This window comes from Natrinema sp. 74 (assembly GCF_046097095.1).
In the GTDB taxonomy this organism is placed as follows: Archaea; Halobacteriota; Halobacteria; order Halobacteriales; family Natrialbaceae; genus Natrinema.
The window spans coordinates 2,734,695-2,759,786 of the sequence record NZ_CP175698.1 but is presented as its reverse complement, the minus strand read 5'-3'; the positions used below and the strand labels follow the sequence as shown (position 1 = coordinate 2,759,786).

Sequence of the window (25,092 nt, the reverse complement as noted above, 5' to 3'; positions counted from 1 at the left end):
ACATCGACGGCCACGAGCAAAGGCTTGGGCCGGCAGCCGACGGGTGCGACTAACGGTTCTGCGATCGGCTCGCGGTCGCCACAGCCATCACGACGACGACCACTCTCGGAGTTCGCCGTCGACGACGACGGTCTCCCCGACATCGTCGAACGTGACGCCGCCGTAGGCGACGCTGCTACCGGGTCCGGAATAGATCCCCGCGCTGCCACAGTTCGCCGCTCGAGCCGTCGTGAGCGTCGCGTCGACGTTCTCTCGGAATCGGAACGCCTGATCGTCGGCCCCGGTCGCCGTCACGGTGCTCAGCTTCAGGTCCGTCATATCGTCGAAGATGACCGCGTTCGTAAACGCGCCGTCGACGGTGACGTTCGAGATCGCAGCACCGTCGAACCCGGCAGCGTACACCCCCGATCCGGATGCCACGTCGGGGTCGTCGGTCCTGATGGTCACGTTATCGATCGTCAGTTCTCGGCGTCCGCTCTCGCTGTGGCCCAGCGTGATTCCCCTCGCGTTCTCGAGACACGAGACGCCGTCGATCGTCAGATCGGCAATCTCCTCGTCTGGATCGGCTCTGATCGCCGTATACTGACAGCCGGTGATATGCCCGTCTCTGAGCGTGATCGACTCGGTTTCACCGCGGTGGAGGTGGACGCCGTACTCGGGCCCGTTCGCCGGATCGATCTCGAAGTCCGCGAGCGTGCAGTTGCGGGTCGGCGTCTCGTCGTCCGCGACGAGCGCGTCGCCGTCCCCATCCCACACGCTGTTCCAGGCGGTTCCCGACCGTTGGCTGTCGAACTGTACCGGCGCGTCCGAGTCGCCCTCGCCGCCGCGTGTCGCACGGAAGCCGTCGACGGTGACGTTCCTCGAGGAGACGATATCGATGTGATGGTAGTAGATGCGGTCGCCGTAGATGTTCTCCAGCCGAACGGTGTCGGCGTGTGCGGGCATGATCCCGGTCGACTTCGGCGAGTCGATCCGAACGTTACAGACCGCCCAGTTCGACGCGCCATCGTAGCCGCGCTCGTCGTAGCCCCTGTTAGAGACGAGCGCCCGTCCTTCGTCGCCGTCGGGTCGTGTCCCCTCGAGGACGGTCGCGCGGCCCGCACCGAGGAGGATCGTATCGTCGCCGATCAGCGGCGTCCGCTCGAGGAGGTACCGCCCGGGCGGGAAGTACACGATTCCGCCGCCGGCCTGGGCGACCGTCTCGAGGAGATCGTGGACGGCCTGACCGACCTCGGTCGTCCCGTCGCCCTCGATTCCGTGGGCCTCGACGTTCCAGACCGGCGTCTCCGCGGTGCGGGCGTGAACGACCCGCGCCGCCTCGAAGTGGCTCGTCCCCGGCACCGGCCGGTCGGCGCTTCCCTGACCGCTGAAATAGGTCCAGTCCCCGCCGTCGGCGTCCCAGCGCCAGGTGATGCCCTGGTCGGTCGCGTGATAGAGTTCGTCGTCGTACTCGCCGCTCGCGGGACGCTCGGCGATCGGCCCGCGGACGATTGCGTGCTCGTCGACCGCCTCGACCGTGTCGGTGTGATCCCAGTCGTCGCCTGGGTCGAACGTCCCTAGCCCGAGGCGCGGCGTTCGGTCGGCCACGGTTACTCCGCTCCGTACCGCTGTCCGTACGCCGTGCCGTATCCCGATCGGCCGGCCGTCTCTTCGGAACACCCTGCGAACGCGATACATCCGCTCGATACCGCGACGAGGACGTCGCGTCGCCACGGATTCGAACTGCTCATACCCACCGACTCTCCCGGTTCCGTATAAACTCCGCGCCCGAACTATCGCGGCGGTGACACCGCTTGATGACGGCTTTCGGGGAAACGGGCCGTCGTACCGATCAATCGCGCAGGTCCGACAGCGTCGTCGCCCCGCGCTCGAGCGAGGCGGCCGGATCCGCCGGCTCGTCGTGTTCGTAGATCAGCCACTCGGCACCGGCGCTGCGGGCGGCCGCCGCGCACGCGTCGATGTCGACTTCCCCGTCGCCGAGTTCGACCGGCCGGCCGTCGGCAACGTCCTTGACGTGGACCAGCGGCGTGCGACCGGCGAGTCGGTCGAGCAGCGACGTGGGGTCGTGCCCGGCCGCGGCCGCCCACCCCGCGTCGAGTTCGATCAAGAGGGAGTCGTCGGTCTCGTCGAGCAACAGTTCGAACGCGCTTCGATCGTCGCCCTCGAGCGCGACGAGCTCGTGGTCGTGGTTGTGATAGCCGAGTTCGAGCCCCCGCTCTGCGAGGCGGTCGGCCAGTTCCGAGAGCCTGCCCGCCGTCTCCCGAACCGCAGCCGCGCTCGCGAAGTGACTCTCGTCCAGATAGGGCACCACCACGCGCGCACAGCCGAGCGCGGCGCAGGTCTCACGGGCGGCGTCGGGGTCGTCCTCGAGCGCGTCGATCCCGACGTGAGCGGCAGCGGCCTTGAGCCCGGCCTCGTCCAGTACCTCGGCGGCTTCCCGCGGCGACGTCTCGCCGAAGCCGGCGAACTCAACCCCGTCGAAGTCGGTCTCGCCGACGCGTCGGAGCAGCGTCGGCAGGTCGCCCTCGAGGTCGCGCAGCGTGTAAAGCTGGATCGCAGTGTTGACCATGGCGGCGTGCTACGACGCGACGGCGGAACAATTCTCACCCTGCATCGTCGGTGGACTGATTCGTCCCCTCGTCGACCGTGTCGACCGTGTATTCGTCGATCCACGGCGGCATCGACCGGTCCTTCGCCCAGCCGAATAAGTGGCGCTTGTCGTTGGCGTAGTAGTACCGATACGCGTCGACGTAGTCGTCGGCCGTCCACGCCCCCGTCAACTGGGGCGGGTCCGTTCGACCTTCGGCGGGCCACTCGAGGCCGTCGACGGCCGCCTCGTCCAGCGAGCAAACGGTCGCCCAGCAGCCGTGGCGCTCCGTCGGCTCGTGCTCCCAGCGGTAGCGCCACTCGTCGTGGGCCGCCTCGGTGTACGCCCGTAGGTACTCCCAGTTGGCGGCCGACCGCGCCGCCCAGCGGGTCAGTGGGTTGTCCGGATGGGTGAAGTACAGGTCGTCGGACTCCGGGTAGCCGTTCTGCTGGGCCGCGGTCGTCAGCACCATCGAACACTCGAAGACGCTGCTCGTGACGTGGCGATCGACCAGCCACGCCGCGACTCGCTCGAGGTCGCGATCGAGCCAGAACGCGTTAACCATTCGGTCGCCTCGACGGGCCACAGACGGGTAGGTCCCGCACCGGCGATGGCAGACGAGCCGGCGGTCGGAGACGGAGTGGCGATACCGGCACGGAACACGCAGCCGAACCACCTCCCGTCTACGTCGACAGTCTACGCGCTGGCGGGCGTCTCGCCCCGGATCGCGAACCCGCGTTCGCATGCCCTCGGCTTTTGCCGGTCGGCCGCCTACGAACGCCACCCGGTTACGGGTCACTGCTGGTTCTCGGGGACGACAGGGTGCCACGGCCGATCTTCGCCCCACGGAACCGGCGGGGGGTATCATGGTTACCGTTCTTTACGCCATCCAGCACGCCTTCATGGCCAAGACGTTCGAAGCGATCGACGAACGCGTCACCGCCAAATCGGCGTTCGTCCCGATGAACGTCGGCGCGCGGAACGCGTGTGAGACGATTCCCGAAGTGAGCGTAGACGAGGTCGGAGCCATCGACCGGCAGGTCCGTCGAATCGACCCCGATGTCGTTGTGTACAACCACCGCCACAAGGCCAACGACGTCGAGTTCCACGAGGAGTACCCGTTAGTTCACGTCCGACACGGGGCATCGGTCGGCCGGGGCGAGATCGAAGAGACCGCAGAGATGACCGGCGAAGCGGTGGACGCGGCGCTTGCACCTGGAGAGTACTGGGCGACCCGATACGAGGAGGTGTACCCCGAAGACGTGGCCGTGTCCGTCGTCGGTGTGCCCGAGGCCGACACACTCGTGGCGGCCGACCCGCCTCGCGACCGACGGGTGCTCTACGCACCGACCAACCACAACTACGGCGGCGGATCGTATCTAAACACGGCCCACGAGGTCATCGATCTATTCGAGCGGAGCGACTACGAACTCCTGTTCCGTCCACACCCTGCCGACCGCGACGAAGCGCCAGCGAAGTCACTGACCGAGGAGTGTCGAGATCGGATCGCCGAAATTCCGAACGTCGTCTTCGATACGAACGACACGCCGCTTTCGAGCATGCTCGCATCGGACGTTCTGCTCTCGGACTACTCCGGCATCGTCACCGAGTGGCTACACAGCGGCCGTCCGTTGGTCCAGTTCACCGACATCGTCTCCGATGAGAACGAGGTGCCCCGAATCGGACACGTAACGAGCGTCGACGACCTCGAGTGTCGCACGATCGACGCCCTCTACGAGAACGGGTATTCGGATCGAATCACAGAGCACGAGGCCGCGTTCCGTTCGAAACTCGGAATACCGATGGACGGGCGGGCCAGCGAGCGCGCCGCCGCGGAGGTGATGGCGTGCACGGAGTGATCCTCGCAGCGGGCCGGGGAAGCCGGATGGGTTGCCTGACCGAGACCCTCCCCAAGGCGTTTCTCGAGGTCGACGGACGGACGCTGTACGACCGCCAGCGGGCCGCGATCGCGCCGTTTATCGACCGTGTCACGGTCGTGCTCGGCTACGAAGCCGAGACGGCCCGTGACCGCCTCGCGTCGATCGAAGCCGACCACGACGATACACTCCCGGTCGACACCGTCGTACTGAATGACTGGGACGAGTACGACAACGCCGAGTCGCTTCGGCGGGTGTTGCGCCGCGCCGACGACGACGCGCTCGTCCTGAACGGCGACGTGGTGGTCGCACCACGCACGGTCCGGCGGCTGCTGCGGCGATTCCGCGAGGCCGGGCCGGGACGCAACGTCGTGGGCTGTTTGCCGGGCGTACAGACCAATCACACGGCGATTCAATCGAACGCCGCGGGGGTGGTGACCGACTACGGCGAGATCGTCGGGCACCGGCACGCGGGGATCGGCGTCATCGACGCCCGAACCCGTGACCGCGCGATCGAGGTACTGGCCCGCAACGCCGACAACTGGTATCCCCACCTCTACCCCGAGACGCCGACCGATCGGGTCTTCGTCTCTCCCGACGCGCACCTCGAGATCAACCGCCCTGCAGACGTAGACCGCGCCCGCGACCGGCTCCCGCTTGCCGACGCCGAGCGGTGGTCGGTCGACCGCGCATCGTCATTCGGCATCCGCTGACGAGGAGGACAGAAGGCCTATAAGTCGAGGGTCCTGCTCCCTCGACACGGAATGGACCTTATCGCCCACCGCGGGTGTTCGGATGAGTATCCTGAAAACACGCTTCTCGCGATCGAACGCGCCGCCCGCCGCCTCCCTGCCGTCGAATTCGACGTACGGCGGTGTCGCTCCGGCGAACTGGTCGTCGTCCACGACGAACACGTAGCGCGAGTGACGGACGGCGTCGGTGCGGTCGCAGATCTGCATTGGGACGATCTCCGTGAACTGACCGTCCTTGACTCCGACGAGCGGATTCCGCTGTTCTCGGAGGCCCTGGCCGCCGTCCCCGACGACGTGGACGTTCAGGTCGAGCTCAAGGAGACGGGAATCGCTGTGGACGCAGTTGCCCTCGGCCACGACGCCGAACCGGACATCCGGTTCACCTCGTTCCTTCCCGACGCGTTGGCCGAAGCCCGGGACGTCGCTTCCGACGCCGCGCTCGGCTACCTGTTCGACCACCACGTGGGCGTCGACACGGGCCTGGCAACCGCGCGCGAACTCGAGTGCGAGTTCCTCCACCCCCACGCTGACCTCTGTCTGGAAACCGACGTGCTCGAGCGTGCCGAGGCGGCCGGAATGGACGTCATCGCCTGGGGCGTCGACGACGCGGCGACCTGCACACGACTCCGGTCGGCGGGCGTTGACGGTGCGACCGCCGATAGCTGGACGCTCGGCGCGGAGCGGCCGGAGCTCGGCAGCAACGGCGCTGCAGAGACGAGCGAGGGAGCGGGAATGGCCACAGGAGACTGAGCGACGGAAAAGAAGGGGCCATCGTCATCCGGCGATCGGGACCACTCTCGAGCGTTCGAGTCCCCTGTCTCCCCATTGCACACCGCGAGCACCGGCCGAACGGCCGGATCCGTCGGACCGCTACCGTTGCCGTGACTCCGACAATCACGCGGCGCGTGCCGAGCGATCCCATAAACGGTGATCCGCGCTACTTCGCGACCGCGTCCTCCGTCTCCGCTACCGAACTCGTCGACCGACGACGCTCGAAGACCGGCGAGCCGGCGCTCCCGGTGTCCTCGTAGCCGAGCGACCGAAGCGCGTAGACGACATCGGTCCGCGTGACCGCATCGCAGTCGATGATCGGCGCGCCGTCATCAGTGTGGGAAGCCGTCCGCTCGAGTAGATCGGGGAGTTCGACCGCCACCCCGGAGTCACCCGCCATCTCCTCGAGCGTCGCCTCGATCGGTGCCGCGTACTCGGCCGGGGTGAACGATTCGATCCGCTCGTCGACGTGATCGCGTAGATCCTCGTAGGTTCGCCGGCCGCAACGCTCGGGGGAGCGCACCTCGCGGACGTGCTCGAGCAGCCGGCGGTTCTCGGCGACCGCGTCGTCCCACTGTTCGACCGCTCGCGCCGCAAGGTCGGGGAGATCCTCGAGCGACCCCGCGAACCGGTAGTCGTCCGGAACGCAGTCGGACAACCACGGACGGTCGCGGGCGATCAGGACCTGGCCGCTCGCGGCCTGCTCGAACCACGTGCGAGCCATCGTCTCGTGGTCGCTCGCACAGACCGTCAGATCGCCCGCGCGCAGCGCGCGTTCGTAGGTCTCCGCGCTCGCCTCGGGATAGGCGTCCACGAACGTCCGCTCTGCGAACGACTCGACGATCGAGTCCATGTTCGTCATCACCGTCCGAACGCCGTAGTCGTCGTACAGCCGGCGGCCGACGTCGAGGACGTCGTCGACGTTCTTCTTCCCCCACCCCGAGCCGGCAATGTGCAGCATCGTCGGCGTCTCGGCGTAGCTCTCGTCGAACTGCGAGAAGTCGAGCGGGCTCCCGGTCTCGACGGCATCCTCGAGCAGGTCGTCCAGCAACCCCTCTTGAAAGTACTCCTGGCCGTATTCGCGCATCCGACGCGCGTCGACGCCGGCCTTGAACCACAGGCGGTCGGCGAACGACGCGGCACCGATCTCGGCTTTCATCGGCGCGTCGTTCGGATACTCGCGTCCGTGTCGTTTAAACGGGAGCCGAAGGTCGTGAACGTTCGCGATTAACCTGACCGGCCGGACGTCGGCCGCGTCGTGCTCGCCGAGTTCCAGCAACCACTTGAAAAGATCGTACCGGCCGGTCACGCGCTGATCGACGACTACGTCGACGTACGCACCCGGCTCGTAGATGCGCTCTGCGATCGCCCGAAACTGCGCCTCGGCGGCACCCGTCTCGACGAACGAGTCGGCAAATCGGTGGCCGTCCATGAACGACGGGGCCTCGATCAGCGTTACCCGTTCGCGATCCGCCAGCACGTCTCTCCGTTCGTAGTCCGCGCCGTCACGCGGCGGGAGCAACCAGTAAACGTGTATCGACGGGTCGACAGCCAGCCACCGGTCGACCAGCGTTCGGAGGTCGTTTACCGTTCCGTTCGCCAGCGCGTTGTCAGGCCGGTACAGTTCGGGGATCACGAGGACGCGCATCGTCGACGGTAGTCCGTCGGTCCGATGAGCTATAAGACGGCTGCGTCCATACGAAAGCCGCTCACGTTCGTGCGAGCGACCAGCGAGACTGGAATCAGTCCGCTACGCCGCGTTCGACGTGGTCGATCGGCACCTCGAGGGCTGCAACGCGGAACCGCAAGCGGTTCCGGGCGGTCACCGTGACCACTCTTGTACGGTGTCGATTAGTCTACTCGGCTCGCTTCAATACGTAGAATATCGGAGACGGCCGGCGATGTCGTTATTCTGAGCCGAACATCTGGCGCGACATTAGAGAACCGGCTACCCCAATGGGTACCCTGGTGAGAGTGCAGTGAACTAAGTGGGGCCGAGTCGTTTATTGACACATGTCGTCGCTTCGTGAAGCAGTCGATCCGCGGCAGATATGACTGCTCCTGCTTGGTGCCAGTATGATCGTGACCGGGGTTGCCGGGTTACTCGGAGTGTTAGGATAAGGGAGTCTGAGCTACGATAGTTCAGACTATCTAGTCCGCATACACCACGGGAACGGCGCTCCGGTCGTGCTGGTGGTGTTCCGTCCGTGTTGTCAGTATAGGTCGGTGTCAAACGTGTCGTCGCGCTCGTACTCAATTACGGTGAGAAGAGAATCGAGATATTCAATTTCGTCGTGCTGGTCGGCTTCTTCGAGTGCTTCGCGGACTCGCTCGCGCGTTTCATCATCGGTCGGGATGCTAAGGTCGTTCATGGCTGTCATTGGGGAACGATCTCTGTTTTGACTGTGAACAGGATTGTTTCCCGGCATTCGGGGCAGTCGATCTTTGTGCCGTGCTTGAGCGCATACGGTGTGTCGATTTCGGTCCGGCAGCTCGGGCACCGGATGCGGACGACTGGTTTACCGTCCTCGGTGTCTGCAACGATCTGCATATGTAACTAAGCCGTCTCGACTGACTTAATCAACTGTATTTCTGGTCACGTCTAGAGCGACGATATTGTCAATTCTGTAGGCGTCAGTCGTCGCTTGTAGCGATGTTCTGCAACGTCTCACTCACACGATCGTCCTCAACTGTTGTATCAAGATCCCACTGTCGTCGTTCGTTACCTTGGTGCGTAATGAGTTCGGACGAGACCCACTACTGGCAACTGCGCGTGATAGGACCGAAAATCAAAATTGTGTAAATTTAGATGCAGCTTCTCGATACTCCGCGTACTGGTTTCTCGTCCACGCAATAGCAGTATCAGTGTCGTTGACGATTGTGCCTTTCAGCCCACCGTCTTCGTACAGTGTAATCCCAGCGTATTCGGATGTGGTCTGTTCGATCACCCAGAGAGCGTAGGGGAGTGGCTCCTCAGTAACATATGCGATAACAGTATCAAACCCCATGAGTGCTGCAAATTCGTCCTCATAGCTTTGTTCTATGGCTTCAACAAGAGAGGATTCGAGAATCAGCTCCAACTCGAATCCACCCTCTTGGAGTCGTCCCATGAAGTTGTCAAAATATTCGCGCTGGACAACCGGTGCCGTTCCGATCATCCTGTTAGCCTCTTCCAGTGGTTCCGTGCCGGGCTGATGTGCGATGTCTGGAGTTCGAACTGACGAGTACACGTCTGCCTCAGCGAGGAATGCCTTATCGAGGGAATCAGCAGGAAGTGTGTTTAACAGCGCGGTGTTTGTTTGAATCCGCTCAGTTTCCGCCCGGTAATCACGATGAAATTGAAGAGCTGCCTGTCCCGCCATGGTAAGTTGGAACTGTTGTCTTGTTGGTTGCATGGGTTCGACACACCCGACATCGAGAAGCTCATCGATTGCTCGATTGATCGTTGAGCGGGAAGACTCCAGTTCATCCACGAGCTCGGGTTTCGTTTTCGGTTTCTCAGAGAGTGCTTCAACGAGCCAGTATCGCTTCGAAAGGATATCACGCAATTGTTCTCCATCTGTACCTGCCATATCCTACTCGACCGAATTGGCGTTTTTAGTTCTGATTATTCTCCTCTAGCATCTGAGAAACCATCCAGACCCTGGTCACTTGCCCAGTGGGTGCATTTACACTGTATATATCACAATCACCGTTCGAAATGGTTGAATATTGCATCCCGACGGGGAGAGCAGGCGCGCCACTGCTGAGTACCGCTGGTTTGTCGGTTGGACACAAGGGATCGAACGCCCTGATACCAGTTACTGACCATCCCACGGACGGTCCCTCAGGTACGGTCGCAAAAATCGAACCCGAGAGTGATGGCAGGCTCATGATTGGCGATTGTGTGAATACGACGCCTCCGGGCGTCGTGCGGTAGGTGATTACTGATGAATATCCAGTCCATCGTGATGGACGTAATCACTAAATACGTGTTTCTGGCTATCATGCTGGTCGTCCAAGTGGCTCTCGCTGTCATCGTAGTGGCCTTGGTCGGTTGGGCGGTCTGGACGGCTGTCTTGATGACCGTCGGCAGTGACGATGAGGGTGATGTGGCTACTGACCGTGCCTAAACACGGTCACGACACGGTAGCCTCCGTCGTCATGCCGCCAGTGGTTGGATCGTTCGCCTTAGCCTAGAGTGAGTTCACGGATTACCCGTCTCACACCCCTTGGGTACTGATGAGTACACAATGGCCTCATTGAGGATGGGGAGCCAGCACCGGCGTCTCACGCTGCTTTCTGCTGCTACAGCTACTCGTCAGCATTAGAAGCTTCGACCTCTTCGGTTAGGAGTTTACGTGCTCGTTCTTCACCGACTTCGCTAAGTAGGCCCGAGAGAGACACCTTCGACACTTGGTTGAGATACTTCTGAGAATGAACATTCGAGTTCGCGTTAATCGCTATCGGTTATGATGTAATCGCCGTCATCTGCTTTCTTTACCTCGATGGCCACTTTATTATCGACCAACAAACTGAGTCGATTGATCGTACCAACGCACTTCACTAATTCACCTTCTATGTCGTTGAAGGAGTCCAGTGTCTGTCTCTCGTGGACATTGTGGATTAGCTGATTGCGAAGATTACTACGAATGTGAACTAAGTCATCATGAGTTGTCTTCCCAATCTCGTCGGTGTAGTACAGGTATTTCTCCCGCTGAGGTTGAGACAGGAGTTCGTCAGCTATCTTTTCAGCATCGTCATTATCCTGAATAGTGCCCCTGATTTCGGGTGCAAAGTTCGACGAAGTCCTTTCACTTTCAAAACCAAGGGGATCAGAACCCTGTATCCGGTTCTCAGTCAGTTGCTTAGACAGATTCACAATGACCTCTTGAGCAAGGCTGTAGAACAGGACTAAGTCCTCAGTGAGATCCTTCTTTTTGGCTTTCTTAACGGTCATTGCCTCCATCCGCTTTGGATGTGCTTCCGGAGGCATATCCTCTGCATCAATCTGCTGAAAATACTGTTCATAGGTGCTTTCAATCTGCTTTGATTCCTTATGAATTTCCAAGAACTTCTTTGAGAGAGTCAAGTAGGAGATTGAGTCTGCTCCTTCTTCATCCTCTGAAGCAGGAGAATTGACAAGGAAATGCTCAAACAGCTCTAAGGCTTGGACATCATCCATCGATTGAAGGTTCTCAACGAAGTTATCCATCACTTCATCTGCAGGGACAGGCTCACCCCAGCCAGGCGGCGGATCTTCAGACATGAGAAACCAATATGGATTACCCGATAGAGGGGATAGTTGGTTCCACACTGTTGTAGACATCGCCTCGACTGGTGACCTCTCGATCCTGGAATTTCAGGACACCAGCATCGTGAAGTGATTCCAGCTTCCGTCCAAGCTTCCACGTATCCGTAGTGTCGTCTTGGTACTCGGCCTGCAGATTCTCAGCAATGTCCTCAACGCTCAGGTGAAGCTCTGGGTCGCTCCGACGGAGAGCACTAAGGTAATACGCATTAGCGAACTTCGGGAAGTGGTTCAGCATCGCTAGACCCAGCTTCTGCCGAAGCAAGTAGTATCCCTCATCGATGATGTCCCCGATGATGTCCTCCTCTTGGAGACCCTGCATATCTGCGGACTCCATCTTCGGGCCTTGGTACATCGTTCCGTCCTCAATCCGGACATAACCAAGTTCCTCGAAGACCTCTAGATAGTCTCTCGTGTTAGAAGTGGTCTGAGCGTTTTCCAGTCTTCTAACAGTGTCCGGTGCTTCATGGCGAATGAAGTCCACAATCTCAATGACCGAGTTCAACTGGTTCCGGACAGGCGTCAGCTTGTAGACCTTGCTGTATATGGCACGCGCCATTGACCAGTCCAACCGGGTCAGAATATCCTTGTGACGCTCTTTGAAAGCATCGTACAGGTCACTCCTGTCGGGGAGCTTCATCCGGTAGTAGCCGTCATCCATTGGAGAAGCGTACAAGGTTTTCACGTCTCCTATGTTTACCATCTTCAGGACATTGTCCTGTTTCCGACAGTCTGAAACGTCGCGTGGATACGCAATCCCGACTTTCACGTAGTAACCGTCCTCTGACTCCTCGACATCTTGGACGAACAGCCTTCTACTGTAGTGGTAGCGAAGGTGGCCTTCAATACGGTTCTTCACGCTCTCTTCTCCCGTACCTGCTGGGAACGTCAGAGCTTCATCACTAATCCGGGTTTGTTGGATGCTCATTGATCTGTCTCCATGAACTCAGCCATCTTCTTTTGCTCCTGTCCGTCGATCCAGAGAGTCCAGCGAGCGCGTTCCGCTCTGCTCCAAAGACGGAGAAACGTGGTCTCGCTGAGAGTCATCTCCACTGGATCATCGTTCTCGTTGTCGTAGTAATCGGCTAACGGATCCCAATAAATGACGATGTCGTCTTCGACTTGGATTGGGATCAGGATCGGTGTTTCACTGGCACCGAACTGCCCAGCCTGCACATCATACGCATCGATTTTGTCAAAGTACTCGGGGTCAAGTTCGACCAGTGGCAAGGAGGCAGTCTCTGTACCTAAAATCTCATCGAGGGCTTCCAGATCGATTTGGGTCGCTGTGTAGGCATCGAACGACGTTTCGTCTAGTTTCCCATTCAGCCTGGCCTCCAACTGAGAGAAGTTCCCACCAAACCGCGACCGGTGCCCGCAGAGAGTTTTCAGCTCTTTGCGAGCAGCTTCCTCTGGGTCTTCGTCTTCATCGGCATCTTCTCCAGGGTTAATTGGGAAGTCTGGATGGAACTCACGATAATCCGCAAGCATGTTCTTCACAGCCAGAAGCAGACAGTCGAGTTCGGACTCAAGATGGGTGAACCTCGAAAAGACCGTCTGTGTGTGCTGTGGGTTTTGACCGTCTTTACTCACGGTAAGTCCTCTAGTCGAAGGTGCGGGTCGAATACGTTATAATTTATGGATGTTCCGTTCAACAGAGCCAGTGAGAACCGGTGAATCAGTTGGAATGAACAATATCTTCCCTGACGAAGAGTGGAAGCCTGCTCAACCAGCCTCAGATACAGAGTTGTGGCGTTATATCGATTTCACGCAGTTCGTTTCTATGTTGGAGAATAATGCACTCTGGTTTTCTCGTGCTGCTGGGTTCTTCGACTCATACGAGGGGGCACTTCCGCCTGCGAAACTGAGAGAGATTGCTGAAGGAGTATCAGACCGAGTCTCTGACCCGGAACAGTTCGTCCGGGCTTTCTACGATGCATTACGATATTCGACCTACATCAACTGTTGGCACGAGGCTTCCGAAGAGACTGCTGCTATGTGGCAGGTGTATCAACAGAAAGGAAAAGAAGTGGCTATCAAAACCACTGCCTCTCAGTTCCTCTCTGCTTTGGACAGTAATCACGAGATCGTGAGCGGTCAGGTGGAGTATATTGACTACTCTAATAGCCCAGATATCACAGTAAACCGTATCTCTCCATTCTTTTTCAAGCGGGAAAGTTTTGAACCTGAATCAGAGTTTCGAGCAGTCATCTCTAATTTCGAACCGCCGGACGGCACCCCTGTTAATGAGAACTTCGTAGATAAGGTCGCACGAGAGTCCTCGCCTGGAAGGCCAGTTACCGTAGAGCCTTCGACATTGATACAGGAGGTGTATATCTCGCCTGTAGCAGGCGGATGGCTGGAGACCTTAGTTGATGATGTTCTTGATACGTACGGTTTAGAGGATGTTCCCGTTTATCCCTCCAGTCTGAATGAAGATCCGTTCGAGTAACGGTCTAACAACACAGTTACTACTGGCTGATTTCGATCTCTATGGAACCTTCTTCACGAACTACCCTGACATCTTCAGCCGTCAAAAAGACAGATGCGCCAATGAGTTCGCCTTCTCGGTTCTTCCATCCATCAAATTATGCATTGAGTGAGCTGTTCACCTCCGTCTGCTTCTTGATCCCACTCTTCCTTGTCGGGGTCCTTGCAGACGATCTGTGCGACTATGGAATCGGCTGCAAGCCCGGACGTTTGCTTCCATTAGTTTTGTCATCGGGCATACTGTGATTCCTCTTGCAGGAGGAGAAGAACGGGTTGCCCCGCTTCAGGGCTCTACATCACCTGGGATACTATAAAATATTTTATATCCTATGTATGTTAGTATTTACCTAGAGTGCTGAGTCTCCAAAGTAGCGCTAGGTTCGATATCGATTCCTCAACCGTTCATCCATGGACGAATGACGTTTCCTCTTCGTCAGCGACACTCGGTCTGCTGGCGTGGTCATCGCCAATTTGACTCAATGGCCGTTCGATATCGCAGTCCAAGCACGGACGTGTTGCAGCACCGTTTGACCTGTTGCGGCGGATACTGGTCGCGGACGTCGTCAAGGTTCTCTTGGCTCTCAATGAGGTGGGTGAGTGCAGCGTCAATAACGTCGCTACGAGGCGGGTCGTCCGCTTTGTCACGAGCCACTATCTGACTCGCCTGGTCAAAGAGTTGCTTCCGTTCATCGGTCAGTTTCAGGCTGGTTCGGTCGGTTGCCATAGTGGGTTTAAGTGCGTGAGTATGCACGGGGGGTGCTAGTGCGTTGTTCTGCGGTGAACAAGAGCCTGCTCGCTATAAAGGGGATGAAGGCCATCATCGTAATCGGCGCGAAGACTGACGCCAATCGCCGTGAATATATGCACTTGGTGAGCCGTTGAACCACCGCGAGGTGCATACATCGGGTCGGTCGTATACATCTGTGCGCATCCCCACGGGGTCGGGCTGGAAGACCTGCTTCCAATAGTCTGGATAGTCGTTGGCTCTGCATACAGATTGTTTCTCTTGGAGCACCCTATAAAGTCGGAAAGTTGACTACAAGGTGTAGACGGCACTGTCTAGTTTAGCACATCCTGAGCTGGCGATTAGCGTCTAGCGAGTGTTCCACGCATTATGGAGCGATAAGAACTCACGGTGTTTGATGAGCGGACGCACCCCCTCGCCCAGGCTGGTATACGAATCTTCGGGTGACATTCACAGACCCCATCTATGAAACAGGGTGCTGAGAACACGATCCCCGATTAATCGTTATCACTACCATCAGAAACGAGTTCGTCCGGCCACGGTTCCTTCCCAACGTTCGGGTCTCGGTCACCGAGAAGACCGTCCCAGTCTTCTTCAGGGTGCCCGAGAGTTGTCTCCTCGATATCGTCCGGCCACGGTTCCTTACCCATACCCTGCGTTCGACGCCGTCGGGGTTAACCCTGATGTTCACGTTGTCAAAATACATACTACAGGGAAGAGATGACAGGAACGAATGACGACTCTCGATAATCCGGTTTCGGAAATCAAGGAGAGCCGGGACACGCTTGACGACATCCTGTCGGTGATGCACCGCTACCAGCCCTTGGCGATACTCGGTTGCTCGAAGTTGAACTGCAGGCACTCATCGAATGAGAGTTCGAATACATCGACCGCGCAGTAGCCGACTTGGACGAGTAACCAACAAGGTTGGAGGACGCCCAGATACACTAATTCTTTATCAGAGACACGTCCAACCCAACGTATGCTTGAAGTGATTACCAACCTTGCCCCTGCCATCAACGCTGTCTCCACCGTCGTTCTCGTAATCGTCACCGGCGTATACGCATATCTAACGTGGGGTATGGTGCGCGAAACTCGGCGAGCAAGGAAACAGGAAGTGACACCGGTGATGAATCTGGATATCGAACCCTTCTCAATCGGTGCGTGGGCTCCAAAGATCGAAAATATCGGGAACGGTCCCGCAATCGACGTGGACGGGACAGTGAAACTCCACCCTGGCGGTGAGGAGCACAATATTCAGACGAAGAACATCCCGTCCGGTGATTTCACTGGGTCGCTCTCACCGCAAATCGCCGAGGATGCGCATGAGGACTACGAGTCACTGGTCGTGGAAGGGTCGTACAGGGACGTATTCGGTGACCGTGACACGTTCAAAGAGACGTACGATTTAGAGCTCTTGGCGAAGTTTGACGGGGCAGATTCCATGATGAAACGCGATCGTCGGGAACGTCACTTACGGCAGATTGAGAAGCACCTCAAATCAATTGCGGAGGGTATCGAGATGGACGGGTTTGAGAAAGTATTGGAGATGGAGTCTCGTGGCCGTATATTGGAGGTACTCAGGGAGCACGGCCCGCTCTCTTTGAGAGAGTTAGCATCACAGACCGGTATGACGCCCTTCGATTTGGCTGTGGATGTGACGTGGTTGAATGAAGCAGGTGCGGTCGAGTACGATGTTGACCGGGACGACATTTTCGATGAGGAGAATCTGGACGTTGAAATCCGTACGACCGGTGTGGCGGTGAACGAGTAACGGAACGATTTACCTTACCAACGGCTCACGGTTTAGGTGTGAAACGCGTAGGCGGAGGGCGACCGCGTCCGGACTGACATCCTTGATGAGACTGACGTGGACCACGGCCTGCACGGCGAGCATGGTGAGGTCGTGACTGTGCTTCGTGACGACGACCACCGATCGACCAGTCCTTGCTCCGGTTTGATGCCAACGATGTGGTAACTCCCGGTGCGGTACAGCGTTACCAACGCTCCGTTTTAGAGGTGGATATGCATCTCCGTGTGCGTGGAATCGGATAGCAACTCACATAAGTGACTGCTTCAAGACGATGGCGCGAGAGTAGAGATGGATATTCAAGTATCAGAAATTACCCCCGGGAAAGTTTATAAGCATACACTCCTTTGCTCTAATCAGAAAGCCCACCACCGGACAGCCCGCTAATCTCCTGGATGCGTAATCTGTGCATCCGTAGTATTTTGAGGGAGAGTCCGGCTCCCTCGCTAGCCGACCGTATAGCATACGCCAGCATCGGCCATGCAACCAGCAAACCGACACAACCATGACAGAAAACACCACTCAATATAGCCAGACCAACTCGCAACGGTACGGCAACGAGCAAACGATCGACGAAGTGTTCGAAAGAGAAACCTCTCCAATTGCCGGTGAACTACAGGAGGTGCTCGCAGATACAGCCCACCTGACTGATGAAGAGGCATTCGCATTCGTACACGGTCACTTAGAGGGATACCCCCCTCTATCAGACGAAATGGATGTAGCTGATGAGATAGTCCAAAGCCAGGGCTTCGAGAGTACGTCCGAATTCAACGCAATCAAGAAAGCCGCCAAAGAGAAGATCGCTGACGCGATCTGGATCTACGAACTGATTGACGCGTACCGATTCCCGTCCCTCCCTGAAGAGTGCACCGAATGCAGCGGCCCACTCGGAGGAACATGGGTCGGATCAGTAGAAGGATCGGGTCCGCTCTGCAGAGACTGCGCGGACGTGGATGCCGACCTCCTCAACCACCTGTAGGTGTACCTAAGACGGCCTCTCAGTAATTGAGGGGAACTCATTCTTTGAAGCCGTCACGGAAGAAATGACTACGGAACACCCGGCCGAATTGTACTTGATTAGACTGATTCCTTTACTCGGGATCGTAGATGGTCGAAGGCCTCCTCAGCGATATCCAAGTCTCGGGCACCTGTAATCACGATCTTTCCATTTGCGAAGACGAGAAGCACCGCACCGACATCCGACGGTCGGTAAATAAGTCCGGGGAACTGTTCGGGTTCGTACTCAGTGGACTCCAAGCCGAGCCCGATCGACAACGCGTTCAGGTTGACGTCCTCACTGAGGCTCGCAGTACAAACGACATTCTGGACTCCGAATCCCGTTTCCTGTCCTTGTTCAATGATCCCCAGCCTAGTTATTTCCGCCAGAAACCCCTCGTTCGTCTCGTTGAGTTCCGCGTAACTAGAACACCCGCTGATAATGTACTTCCCACTCCGGTACACCGTGATCAGAGGGCCGCCCTCTTGGAGACGAACGTACAGGCCGTGATAATTGGACGGGTCATACTCCAAATACGGCGTGGAGAGGTCCTCTTGAAGTGCCTCAAGATCCAACTCCGCGTGGAGGTCACCCGACCCGACGACGTTCGCAATTTCGACACTCATCGGTTAGTAGGTGGCGAGCCCAGTATCAGTGCGGCTGTCACTAGTTCGGGTTCTTCGGGTGTTACGTGCTTCTCCTCTTCTAATCGCGCCAATTCTTCGTCACGCTCACGTCGAAGGGACTCCAACTGGCGTTTCGCGTTTCCGATCGGTGCCGACATATCCTTTCCTCGCTCATCCTGTTGTTCATACGTCTCTAATCGCTCTTCCCACTCGCTGATCTCCTCTTCGAAGTGACGTTCAGCATGTTGGCGCTTAATTTCCATCTCGCGTTCCCGTTCTTCTCTTGCCTCCTCAGCAAATGACTCGACCTGCTCCCACGCCTCCATCTCGGCAATTCCGTGTAAGTCCGATACCATTGACGTCAGCTGATCCAGCGTTTCATCGGCGGAGACCTCCTCTGGAGGGAGGGTATCAACGATCTCGGGCTTCGTCGTCGAAACATCCCCACCTGAAGTAACATACAATGGGACCAGCTTCTCGGTTACCGCTTCACCGGCACCAGACACGTACCCAAGACGGTAGTTGAAGAGAACACCGGGTCCTGGCTCACCATCTTCTGCGACTTTGACAGCGACTTGCCCCTGAACACGGGTCGAGTCAAGGCAGAATTCGATGAGTGATTGAACGAGCGGGTGGTCAAGAGCGATGAAATCGACGTCGTCCTGTTCCATCGCCACCTCGCGGGTAAACGTTGCTCGGTCATACTGACTACTGACCTGATCACCCGAGAGTACATCTGGCACGCCAAGTTGGAAGACATCGCCGCCTGAGCGAGCAGGGCCGGGACGGACACCGCGGATGTTACCGCCGAACTCGTTGAAGAACTCCCGAACCAGTACCTCAATGTCGTCTTCGCTGACGTCGCCGTGTTGACTACGTTCGATGACCTCCAAGATCTCTTCGTCTTCGTCAGAGAGATCGAATCGATCGCGGATCAGAAACTCGTTCTCAACCGTTTGAAGTGCTTCCTTTCGCTCCTCGATTGTCTTCTCGATATCTCCCACGACTTCATCAGTTGGTCGGTTCTCCGCGATGGCGGCCATAATGGTGTCATCGAGATCGACGTCTTCCAGAACACGGCCGAGGACGTCGGAACGCATTCCAAGGTCGGATTCGATTTGGTTCGTCTTCTCAACCAGAAGGTTCAGAATTTCGCTCTCTCGGGTGTTCTTGAAGAAGAGATTCCGAATCTCCACGGTTTGTTCCTGTCCGTAGCGGTGGAGACGACCCATTCGCTGATCGATGCGAATTGGATTCCATGGAAGGTCGTAGTTGACCATGATATGGGCGAACTGGAGGTTGAGACCTTCCTGTGCAGCGTCGGTGGCGAGCATCAGATTAGCCTGGTTCTCGAACTTCTCCATCTCTTCCCGCCGTCGTTCCTGGTCTAAATCCCCGTACACTTGGGCCACGTCGTGGTCGGCGAACACGCGGTCTCGGAGGTATTCGAGCGTGTCCGTGTACTCGGTGAAGATGAGTATTTTCTCATCAGGGTCGTTGGACAGGATACGATCGATAAACTGCTTCAGTAGCTGGGCCTTCGAATCAGTCTGAATGCTCTTGGCTCGCTGCCAGAGCTGTTTCACTCGGTCAAGTTCTTCCTGTATCTGAGAACGATTCAGTGTGACCGTAACCGTCTCCAGCGCCTCTTCAACGCGCTCTCGTTCGGCATCGGTCAGTGTCTCGGGTTCAGTGCTGTACCGAGGGATCAACTCCTGGACGTCGTCGGGGAGATCTTCGGCAACTGCGTCATTCTGAATGGCTCGCATTCGGTTCTCCAGAGACTTCTGAATCGCGTAGATGCTGGAGACCAGCCGCTTCTGATAAATGACCATCGTGAACCCCGCGGCCTGGTTCTCCTCCTGTTGAGCGAGGTTGTAGTACTCACGGATGTACTCAGTGACATCGTCGTAGAGCTTGCGCTCAGCCCGAGACATGTCCACACCGAGTGCTTCGATGTTCTTCTCGGGGAACATGCGCGTCCCGTCGGTCTCGTACATGTCGTCCTTCAGCCGGCGAATCATCAAATCATCCAGTGCGTCCGGATTGATCTGTGACTCGTGGCTGAAGCGATATGGGTCAAGCAGACTCACGAGGAAGTAGAACTGATCGGACTTCCCCTTATGAGGCGTTCCGGTCATCAACAGGAGCGCGTCGGAGTTTTCGGCGACGGCCTCACCGACCGTGTATCGCTGAGTCCGTTCGATGGAGTCATCGCTTCCCCGACGAGCAGTCAGGTGGTGCGCTTCGTCAAAGACGGCGACGTCCCAAGAAACGTTGAGGTTATCGAGCGCATCGCGGACCGAGACCCTGTCTGACTCGGGATCGTCGTTCGTTTGCTTAGCGAAATCGATTGAGGTAATGATGAGGTCCTCTTGCTCCCAGACGTTCTGGTTTGGGTGGGACTGACGGTGGTTTTCTACAGTCTCGCGGTCGTAAATGACGAAGTTGCGGTCGAACTTCTCGCGCATCTCTTCTTGCCACTGCACCGTGAGTGGCGCTGGTGCGACAATGAGCACCCGCTGGGCACGACCGCGGGCGATGAGCTCCTCGATGACGATACCGGCCTCGATAGTCTTCCCGAGGCCGACCTCGTCGCCGATGAGGTAGCGGTGGTCGTATGAGTTCAGGATCTCGTAGGCGGCCTGAACCTGGTACGGTTCGATTTCAATGCGGTTGTTCGTCAGCGACAGAAACCGGTCGTATCGGTATGCAAGGTCGAGGCGGGTCGCACGTTCCCGGAGGTCGTGGTGAATCGGCGAATCGATCCGCCGGGCTGCGAGGCGGTCAACAATGGAGTCGATCCGCTCGATGTGGGGCAGACCACTCGGGAGTTTGCGGAGTTGGCCTTCTGTGGTGTAGACGTGGAGGAGTTGGCCTCCGTTTGGGCGGTCTTCGACCTTCGTGATCTCACCCTGTCCACCGGCAAACTTGACGTAGTCCCCGACCTCAAAGTTAGTCATTCCTTTAGAGCCTTTTCGATAACTCCAATCTCCTCCGCAGAGATATCGTACAGGTTATAGACAATTTCGTTAATCAGTGTGTCCGTCTTCTCAATTTTCTCATCTAGTTCGGCCGCATCTTGTCTAACACGCTCATATTTCTCTAAACCGCTTTTGATGGAGTCCAAATCTGGGAGTACAAGATTTTCAAGTCTCTCCAACGGAGTAATCGTCTTCGTCGCACTTTGGCGGAAATCTGCAAACCCACCTGCGTGACTAACTGCCTCAGGCACGAAACTCTCAATTAGAGTCCTCTTCTCGTCTGAAAGGCCCGTGAACACCATTGCCTCAATCGTTTCAAACTCATCTTTGGCTAACCGACCGTACCGGTCAGTTTCTCGGGGGTCTTCATCATTAGGCTTGTAGCTAACATCTACGGACATCACCAGTTTTGAGTTGTCACCGCTGAACGAAACCTCCTCAATGCGAAGCCCATCATAGTCTTGGCCTGTCTCTGAGAGTAGCGTATCAGCGACCCCAGGTGCAGGCATATGCAATTCCTGGAGTGACTCTCCTCTGAGGTCCTCAGGGATACCACTAGTTGGGATTCCCAAGTAGTCCAGCAGGGCGATGTTGAGACTTTCCCGTTCTTGTTTGAGCTCAGTTATACGGTCTGTAAGCTCAGCTAGGAAATCGTGTGCTACACCGTCTTTCTCTGGCTTTGGTTTCGATGCGTTTCTCTCCAGATATTCCTCATAACTCCTCAATGCTGTTGAAACCCGACTTTCCCGTTCTGGTTCAGATGTGTCAATTGAGATTGAAGGTACAGGGACTTGCTTCAACTGTGGAGCTTGGAACTGGAAATCTCCGCCCCTCATCCTCAGAGCGCCAAACATTGCTGAATATAAGAATAGAACTACGTTACTATTGAGAATGGCTCCGTAGTATCTGATGTCAAGATTAGAGTCGTAGAATAGATTAGTATCTACAGATGCATATTCCCCATCTATATCAACGAATGCCTCCAAGATCGACGCCACTTTCGCAAATACCAATTTTTCACTATTGTATTGTGACCTCCGGAGATCGGTGATAATCGGATGGTCAATGTTCAGTACAGGCTTTGTATAGTACTCTCCCTGATGCCTGACTTCTTCTGAATTCCAGAACGATTGGAAGGGGTCAATTCCTCCTGTTTTGATGAACTTCTTATTCGTCTTACTGGGAGGTTCTTCACTTAGCGCAACCGTGAACTCCTCTGCTTCACTTGCTGTACTAGACGCTTGCACAGTTCCTTCGCTGTCTAACTGGACAGTGTCCTCAACTGCGCTCCAGAAAACATCCTGTTCCTCTAGATCAAGCAATAATGGCCCCCAGAGGTTGTTACCGATTTTGGTCAGTTTACTGGGAGCGCAGACATCCATCTGTTCACTACCAGTCGAGATAGAAACCGTCGAGATGGGCTTATCAATCTCAACATGGTCAATTGCTTCGAAATCCCTATTGGTTCTGAAAAAGGGAATGACAGGGTATACACTTGGATCCTCGAACACGCCAAGTTGAGATACATCACATACTTTCCACATCTGGTGGTTGTTGATGATGTACTCTCGGTATGCCTCCGCATAAGGGGCAGACAAATGCTTGTTCGGGACAATCAGCCCAACAAGGCCGTCCGTTCGGGATAACTCCAGACCTTGTTCCAAGAACAGGATGTAGATGTCATAAGCGTCTTTCGCCGAGCTAAATCGTTTCTTCCACAAGTCCTTCTCATGTGTAGTAACATCGTTCAGTTCGATGGCGTTGATATAGGGCGGGTTTCCAAGAACAACGTCAAATCCCGGATTCTCTTTCTCTTCACCGGCCTCATCGTAGAAAATGTCTGGATACTCTAAGCGCCAGTTGAAGAACGATTTTTCCTCGGCAAGTTCTTGTGCATCAATGAACCAATCTTTCGACTGTATATCCTCCCACTGACTGTCGCTCTTAAGCGACTTAGCCATCTGCTCGTAGGCACCGCTCGGGACATCTACGTCAAACTCCTCAGCAGTGTATACATCAACAATTGCTTCGAGACGCTGCCGGAGAACATTCGCCTTAAATTCTCCATACTTTTTCTCCATCGCTTTCACATCTTCAAGTTCCTCGTTTTCGATGGCGATGATGTCCCCGTGTATTGCCATCAAGTTCTCCATCGTCCCTTCAAACGTCATTCCGAAGTCAATAAGCGTGGAATTGGGGCCCTCAGTCTCTGCAGCACCATTGCGTTCTAGGGCATCTATTTCCTCAACGTTTGAGCCGACGAGCGAGTTACCGGTCTTCAGGTGGTGATCGAGGAAAGCGAGCGGCTGTTCAGCAGCGAGCGTCCGTAGCCACAACGAAACCTTTGCCAACTCTACAGCCAGCGGATTCAGGTCAACCCCGTAGATACAGCGCTGGGCGACCTGCCGGCGGGCCCAGTTGATGTCGTGCTCTTGGTTGACTGTCTCGATACCCTGCTGGGCGGCCTGCTTCTCTTGGGCGTCAATGATCTCGCGGGCTAGATAGTCAATGGCGCTCGTGAGGAAGTGACCACTCCCCATCGCCGGGTCGAGGATCTTCAGGTCGAACACACGATCGGCGAACTCCGCAGCGAAACCACGGTCACCACGAGCATTCCGGCCGGCGAGATCCATCCGGATGTCGTCAACCAGCGGTTCGAGCGTGTTTTCGACGATGTACTCAACGACGTACTCCGGGGTGTAGTACGAGCCAGTGGCCTTCCGCTCACCGCTGTCTGTCGTCAGGTACACCTCGCCCTCCTGCACGACGACGTCGTCACCCTCGCCAGCACTCACGTACTCACCGTCATCAAGCGCTAGCGGTTCATCAGCGACATTGAGCTGGTACTCCAGCAGACCTTCGTAAATGCTCCCGAGGTGGCGAACATCGAGAGAGGAGTAATCGACGAAGATTTTTCCACCGCCGTTGCTGTTCTTACTCCGCGTGAGGAGTTCAACGACCTTGGCCAGATAAGCGTCTCCAACGTCGTGGTTGGCGAGGAACTTCGCTTCCTTGCTGTCGTCGTCGTCTGGATCCGTTCGGAACAGCCCACCGTTGTATGCCGGGATGTAGAGGTCCTCCTCGGGGATGCCACGCGACTTGCTGCCCTTGTCAATGAGGGTGAACAGTTCGTCCAGACGGGCCTGAAGATTGTCTTGCCAGTCGCGGTATTTCGGGTCGCCACTATCGAGTTCTTCGGCGACTTCCTGTTTGAGAGAGTTCAGGCTGTAGGACTGCTCGTAAATCTCGTTGCTCGTGTTCAGCAGTTCGCGGCCCTCCGCTTCGGCGTACAGGACGAAGATGAGCCGGTATAGATAGATAAGTGAGCTGTCGTGAATCAGCTCAAGATCGTCTTCATCAAGGTCGTTCTCGGGGTACTGGAGGTATCCCTCAGCGAGGATCTTTATCGCTTCGTAGATGTTGTCCTGCAGGTCCTCCCCCAACTCTTGGGCGAAGACGTTTGACTCGCCGTAGACGTCGTCAAGGAAGCAGTCACCGCTGGTGTCTTCGAGGAAGGCCTCGTGGCGGAAGAAGAGGTAGAAGTACTTGAAGTCCTCAAGGTCACCCTTCTCCAGAATCGTCGGAAGGTCCACCTCGTAGTAGGAGTCGAGGCGGTGACTGGTCGGACCGTAGTACAGCCGCCATTTCTTCCCGTCAGTGAGTACGGCCCACTGTGCGGCATCCACTTCCTGTAAGTAAACGTGGATCTGGTAACTGGGATTCTCGAAGTCACGTTCGTGTTCGCCGCTTCCGCGAGTGTCGAGGGGGCGACCCCATCGTTTCGCGTCCGCGACGGCGACGGAGTTCTCGTAGAAGTCCCCACCTTCATCACGGCGTTCGAAGGCACTCCGTGCGGCATCTTCAGTTTCGAAGAATCCGTAGTCAGGACGGCGCTGTGTTCGGTCAGTACTCTCCTCAACCTCGAAGGGAATCCCCAGCTTCCGGAACATCGGCCGGATGAACTTCTCCTCCAGTTGAGACTCGTTCCGCTTGGGAGCCGTGCTCTTCTCGCGCTCCCAGAGGTCCATGATGTCGTCGTACGCCTCTTGGAGCTCTTCGTCACTGACCTCGTCCCATTCCTCCGTTTCTGGAAGGTGTTCGTCAAGGTAGTAGTTAGAGAACAGGTCTCGGTTCGTGCGGTAGGTGAGTGCCGTCTGCATGTT

Annotated in this window: 23 protein-coding genes; 7 read left to right on the top strand and 16 right to left on the bottom strand. The window is 57.0% G+C overall.

Going from position 1 to position 25,092, the window contains the following annotated elements; translation table 11 throughout:
* Window positions 1-87: 87 nt before the first annotated feature.
* From ACJ70B_RS13825 to ACJ70B_RS13810, 4 genes are all read right to left on the bottom strand, one after another.
* Window positions 88-1,587, bottom strand: a complete 1,500-nt coding sequence (locus ACJ70B_RS13825; protein WP_408957575.1) for a glycosyl hydrolase family 28-related protein — start codon at window positions 1,585-1,587, stop codon at window positions 88-90.
* 2 nt (window positions 1,588-1,589) lie between these two features.
* Window positions 1,590-1,730, bottom strand: coding sequence for a hypothetical protein (locus ACJ70B_RS13820; RefSeq protein ID WP_408957574.1), 141 nt, complete (start codon window positions 1,728-1,730; stop codon window positions 1,590-1,592).
* Window positions 1,731-1,831: 101 nt separating this feature from the next.
* The gene (locus tag ACJ70B_RS13815; protein WP_408957573.1) at window positions 1,832-2,569 is read right to left on the bottom strand and encodes a sugar phosphate isomerase/epimerase family protein; all 738 of its coding nucleotides are present in this window, start codon (window positions 2,567-2,569) and stop codon (window positions 1,832-1,834) included.
* 34 nt (window positions 2,570-2,603) lie between these two features.
* Entirely contained in the window at window positions 2,604-3,152 is a 549-nt protein-coding gene (locus ACJ70B_RS13810; protein WP_408957572.1) for a hypothetical protein, read from the bottom strand.
* Between the two features lie 301 nt (window positions 3,153-3,453).
* Between ACJ70B_RS13810 and ACJ70B_RS13805 the strand changes: the two genes are divergently transcribed.
* From ACJ70B_RS13805 to ACJ70B_RS13795, 3 genes are read left to right on the top strand one after another with little or no spacing between them, the layout of a single operon-like run.
* The gene (locus ACJ70B_RS13805) at window positions 3,454-4,446 is read left to right on the top strand and encodes a CDP-glycerol glycerophosphotransferase family protein (protein ID WP_408957571.1); all 993 of its coding nucleotides are present in this window, start codon (window positions 3,454-3,456) and stop codon (window positions 4,444-4,446) included.
* The gene (locus ACJ70B_RS13800; protein ID WP_408957570.1) at window positions 4,434-5,177 is read left to right on the top strand and encodes an NTP transferase domain-containing protein; all 744 of its coding nucleotides are present in this window, start codon (window positions 4,434-4,436) and stop codon (window positions 5,175-5,177) included. Before ACJ70B_RS13805 ends, ACJ70B_RS13800 begins: the two co-directional genes overlap by 13 nt.
* Window positions 5,178-5,228: 51 nt before the next feature.
* A complete protein-coding gene (locus ACJ70B_RS13795) occupies window positions 5,229-5,966 on the top strand; it encodes a glycerophosphodiester phosphodiesterase (protein ID WP_408957569.1) in 738 nt (245 codons plus the stop codon).
* 187 nt (window positions 5,967-6,153) lie between these two features.
* Here ACJ70B_RS13795 and ACJ70B_RS13790 read toward each other — a convergent pair whose 3' ends face one another.
* The 4 genes from ACJ70B_RS13790 to ACJ70B_RS13775 form a co-directional block, all read right to left on the bottom strand.
* Entirely contained in the window at window positions 6,154-7,635 is a 1,482-nt protein-coding gene (locus ACJ70B_RS13790; RefSeq protein ID WP_408957568.1) for a glycosyltransferase family 1 protein, read from the bottom strand.
* A gap of 565 nt (window positions 7,636-8,200) precedes the next feature.
* Window positions 8,201-8,359: a hypothetical protein gene (locus tag ACJ70B_RS13785; protein ID WP_408957567.1), complete on the bottom strand. Its 159-nt coding sequence runs from the start codon at window positions 8,357-8,359 to the stop codon at window positions 8,201-8,203.
* A 5-nt stretch (window positions 8,360-8,364) separates the two neighbouring features.
* Window positions 8,365-8,538 carry a hypothetical protein gene (locus ACJ70B_RS13780; protein WP_408957566.1) on the bottom strand — a complete coding sequence of 58 codons (174 nt, stop codon included), beginning with the start codon at window positions 8,536-8,538 and terminating at the stop codon, window positions 8,365-8,367.
* Between the two features lie 238 nt (window positions 8,539-8,776).
* Window positions 8,777-9,559 carry a helix-turn-helix transcriptional regulator gene (locus ACJ70B_RS13775; protein ID WP_408957565.1) on the bottom strand — a complete coding sequence of 261 codons (783 nt, stop codon included), beginning with the start codon at window positions 9,557-9,559 and terminating at the stop codon, window positions 8,777-8,779.
* A gap of 357 nt (window positions 9,560-9,916) precedes the next feature.
* Between ACJ70B_RS13775 and ACJ70B_RS13770 the strand changes: the two genes are divergently transcribed.
* Window positions 9,917-10,099: a hypothetical protein gene (locus ACJ70B_RS13770; RefSeq protein ID WP_408957564.1), complete on the top strand. Its 183-nt coding sequence runs from the start codon at window positions 9,917-9,919 to the stop codon at window positions 10,097-10,099.
* Window positions 10,100-10,422: 323 nt separating this feature from the next.
* Here ACJ70B_RS13770 and ACJ70B_RS13765 read toward each other — a convergent pair whose 3' ends face one another.
* The 3 genes from ACJ70B_RS13765 to ACJ70B_RS13755 are packed head-to-tail and all read right to left on the bottom strand — an operon-like array spanning window position 10,423 to window position 12,870.
* Complete coding sequence (locus ACJ70B_RS13765) at window positions 10,423-11,235, bottom strand: hypothetical protein (RefSeq protein WP_408957563.1); 813 nt, start codon at window positions 11,233-11,235, stop codon at window positions 10,423-10,425.
* Window positions 11,236-11,251: 16 nt separating this feature from the next.
* The gene (locus ACJ70B_RS13760; protein WP_408957562.1) at window positions 11,252-12,205 is read right to left on the bottom strand and encodes a hypothetical protein; all 954 of its coding nucleotides are present in this window, start codon (window positions 12,203-12,205) and stop codon (window positions 11,252-11,254) included.
* Window positions 12,202-12,870, bottom strand: a complete 669-nt coding sequence (locus tag ACJ70B_RS13755) for a hypothetical protein (RefSeq protein ID WP_408957561.1) — start codon at window positions 12,868-12,870, stop codon at window positions 12,202-12,204. Before ACJ70B_RS13755 ends, ACJ70B_RS13760 begins: the two co-directional genes overlap by 4 nt.
* Before the next feature lie 94 nt (window positions 12,871-12,964).
* Here ACJ70B_RS13755 and ACJ70B_RS13750 point away from each other — a divergent pair, with 94 nt between their 5' ends.
* Window positions 12,965-13,729 (top strand): hypothetical protein, encoded by a 765-nt coding sequence (locus ACJ70B_RS13750; RefSeq protein ID WP_408957560.1) that lies wholly within the window; start codon window positions 12,965-12,967, stop codon window positions 13,727-13,729.
* Window positions 13,730-14,227: 498 nt separating this feature from the next.
* Here ACJ70B_RS13750 and ACJ70B_RS13745 read toward each other — a convergent pair whose 3' ends face one another.
* Entirely contained in the window at window positions 14,228-14,491 is a 264-nt protein-coding gene (locus tag ACJ70B_RS13745; protein ID WP_408957559.1) for a hypothetical protein, read from the bottom strand.
* A gap of 518 nt (window positions 14,492-15,009) precedes the next feature.
* Complete coding sequence (locus ACJ70B_RS13740) at window positions 15,010-15,162, bottom strand: hypothetical protein (protein ID WP_408957558.1); 153 nt, start codon at window positions 15,160-15,162, stop codon at window positions 15,010-15,012.
* Window positions 15,163-15,494: 332 nt separating this feature from the next.
* Here ACJ70B_RS13740 and ACJ70B_RS13735 point away from each other — a divergent pair, with 332 nt between their 5' ends.
* Both ACJ70B_RS13735 and ACJ70B_RS13730 read left to right on the top strand, forming a co-directional pair.
* Window positions 15,495-16,286 carry a hypothetical protein gene (locus ACJ70B_RS13735; RefSeq protein ID WP_408957557.1) on the top strand — a complete coding sequence of 264 codons (792 nt, stop codon included), beginning with the start codon at window positions 15,495-15,497 and terminating at the stop codon, window positions 16,284-16,286.
* Between the two features lie 541 nt (window positions 16,287-16,827).
* A complete protein-coding gene (locus tag ACJ70B_RS13730; protein WP_408957556.1) occupies window positions 16,828-17,301 on the top strand; it encodes a hypothetical protein in 474 nt (157 codons plus the stop codon).
* Between the two features lie 98 nt (window positions 17,302-17,399).
* On the opposite strand, the gene ACJ70B_RS13725 is transcribed toward ACJ70B_RS13730, so the two are convergent.
* Genes ACJ70B_RS13725 through ACJ70B_RS13715 form a run of 3 tightly spaced genes read right to left on the bottom strand, consistent with a single transcriptional unit; the run spans window position 17,400 to window position 25,089 of the window.
* Window positions 17,400-17,945, bottom strand: coding sequence for a TATA-box-binding protein (locus ACJ70B_RS13725; protein ID WP_408957555.1), 546 nt, complete (start codon window positions 17,943-17,945; stop codon window positions 17,400-17,402).
* Entirely contained in the window at window positions 17,942-20,908 is a 2,967-nt protein-coding gene (locus ACJ70B_RS13720) for a helicase-related protein (protein WP_408957554.1), read from the bottom strand. Before ACJ70B_RS13720 ends, ACJ70B_RS13725 begins: the two co-directional genes overlap by 4 nt.
* A complete protein-coding gene (locus tag ACJ70B_RS13715; protein WP_408957553.1) occupies window positions 20,905-25,089 on the bottom strand; it encodes an Eco57I restriction-modification methylase domain-containing protein in 4,185 nt (1,394 codons plus the stop codon). Before ACJ70B_RS13715 ends, ACJ70B_RS13720 begins: the two co-directional genes overlap by 4 nt.
* Window positions 25,090-25,092: the final 3 nt, after the last annotated feature.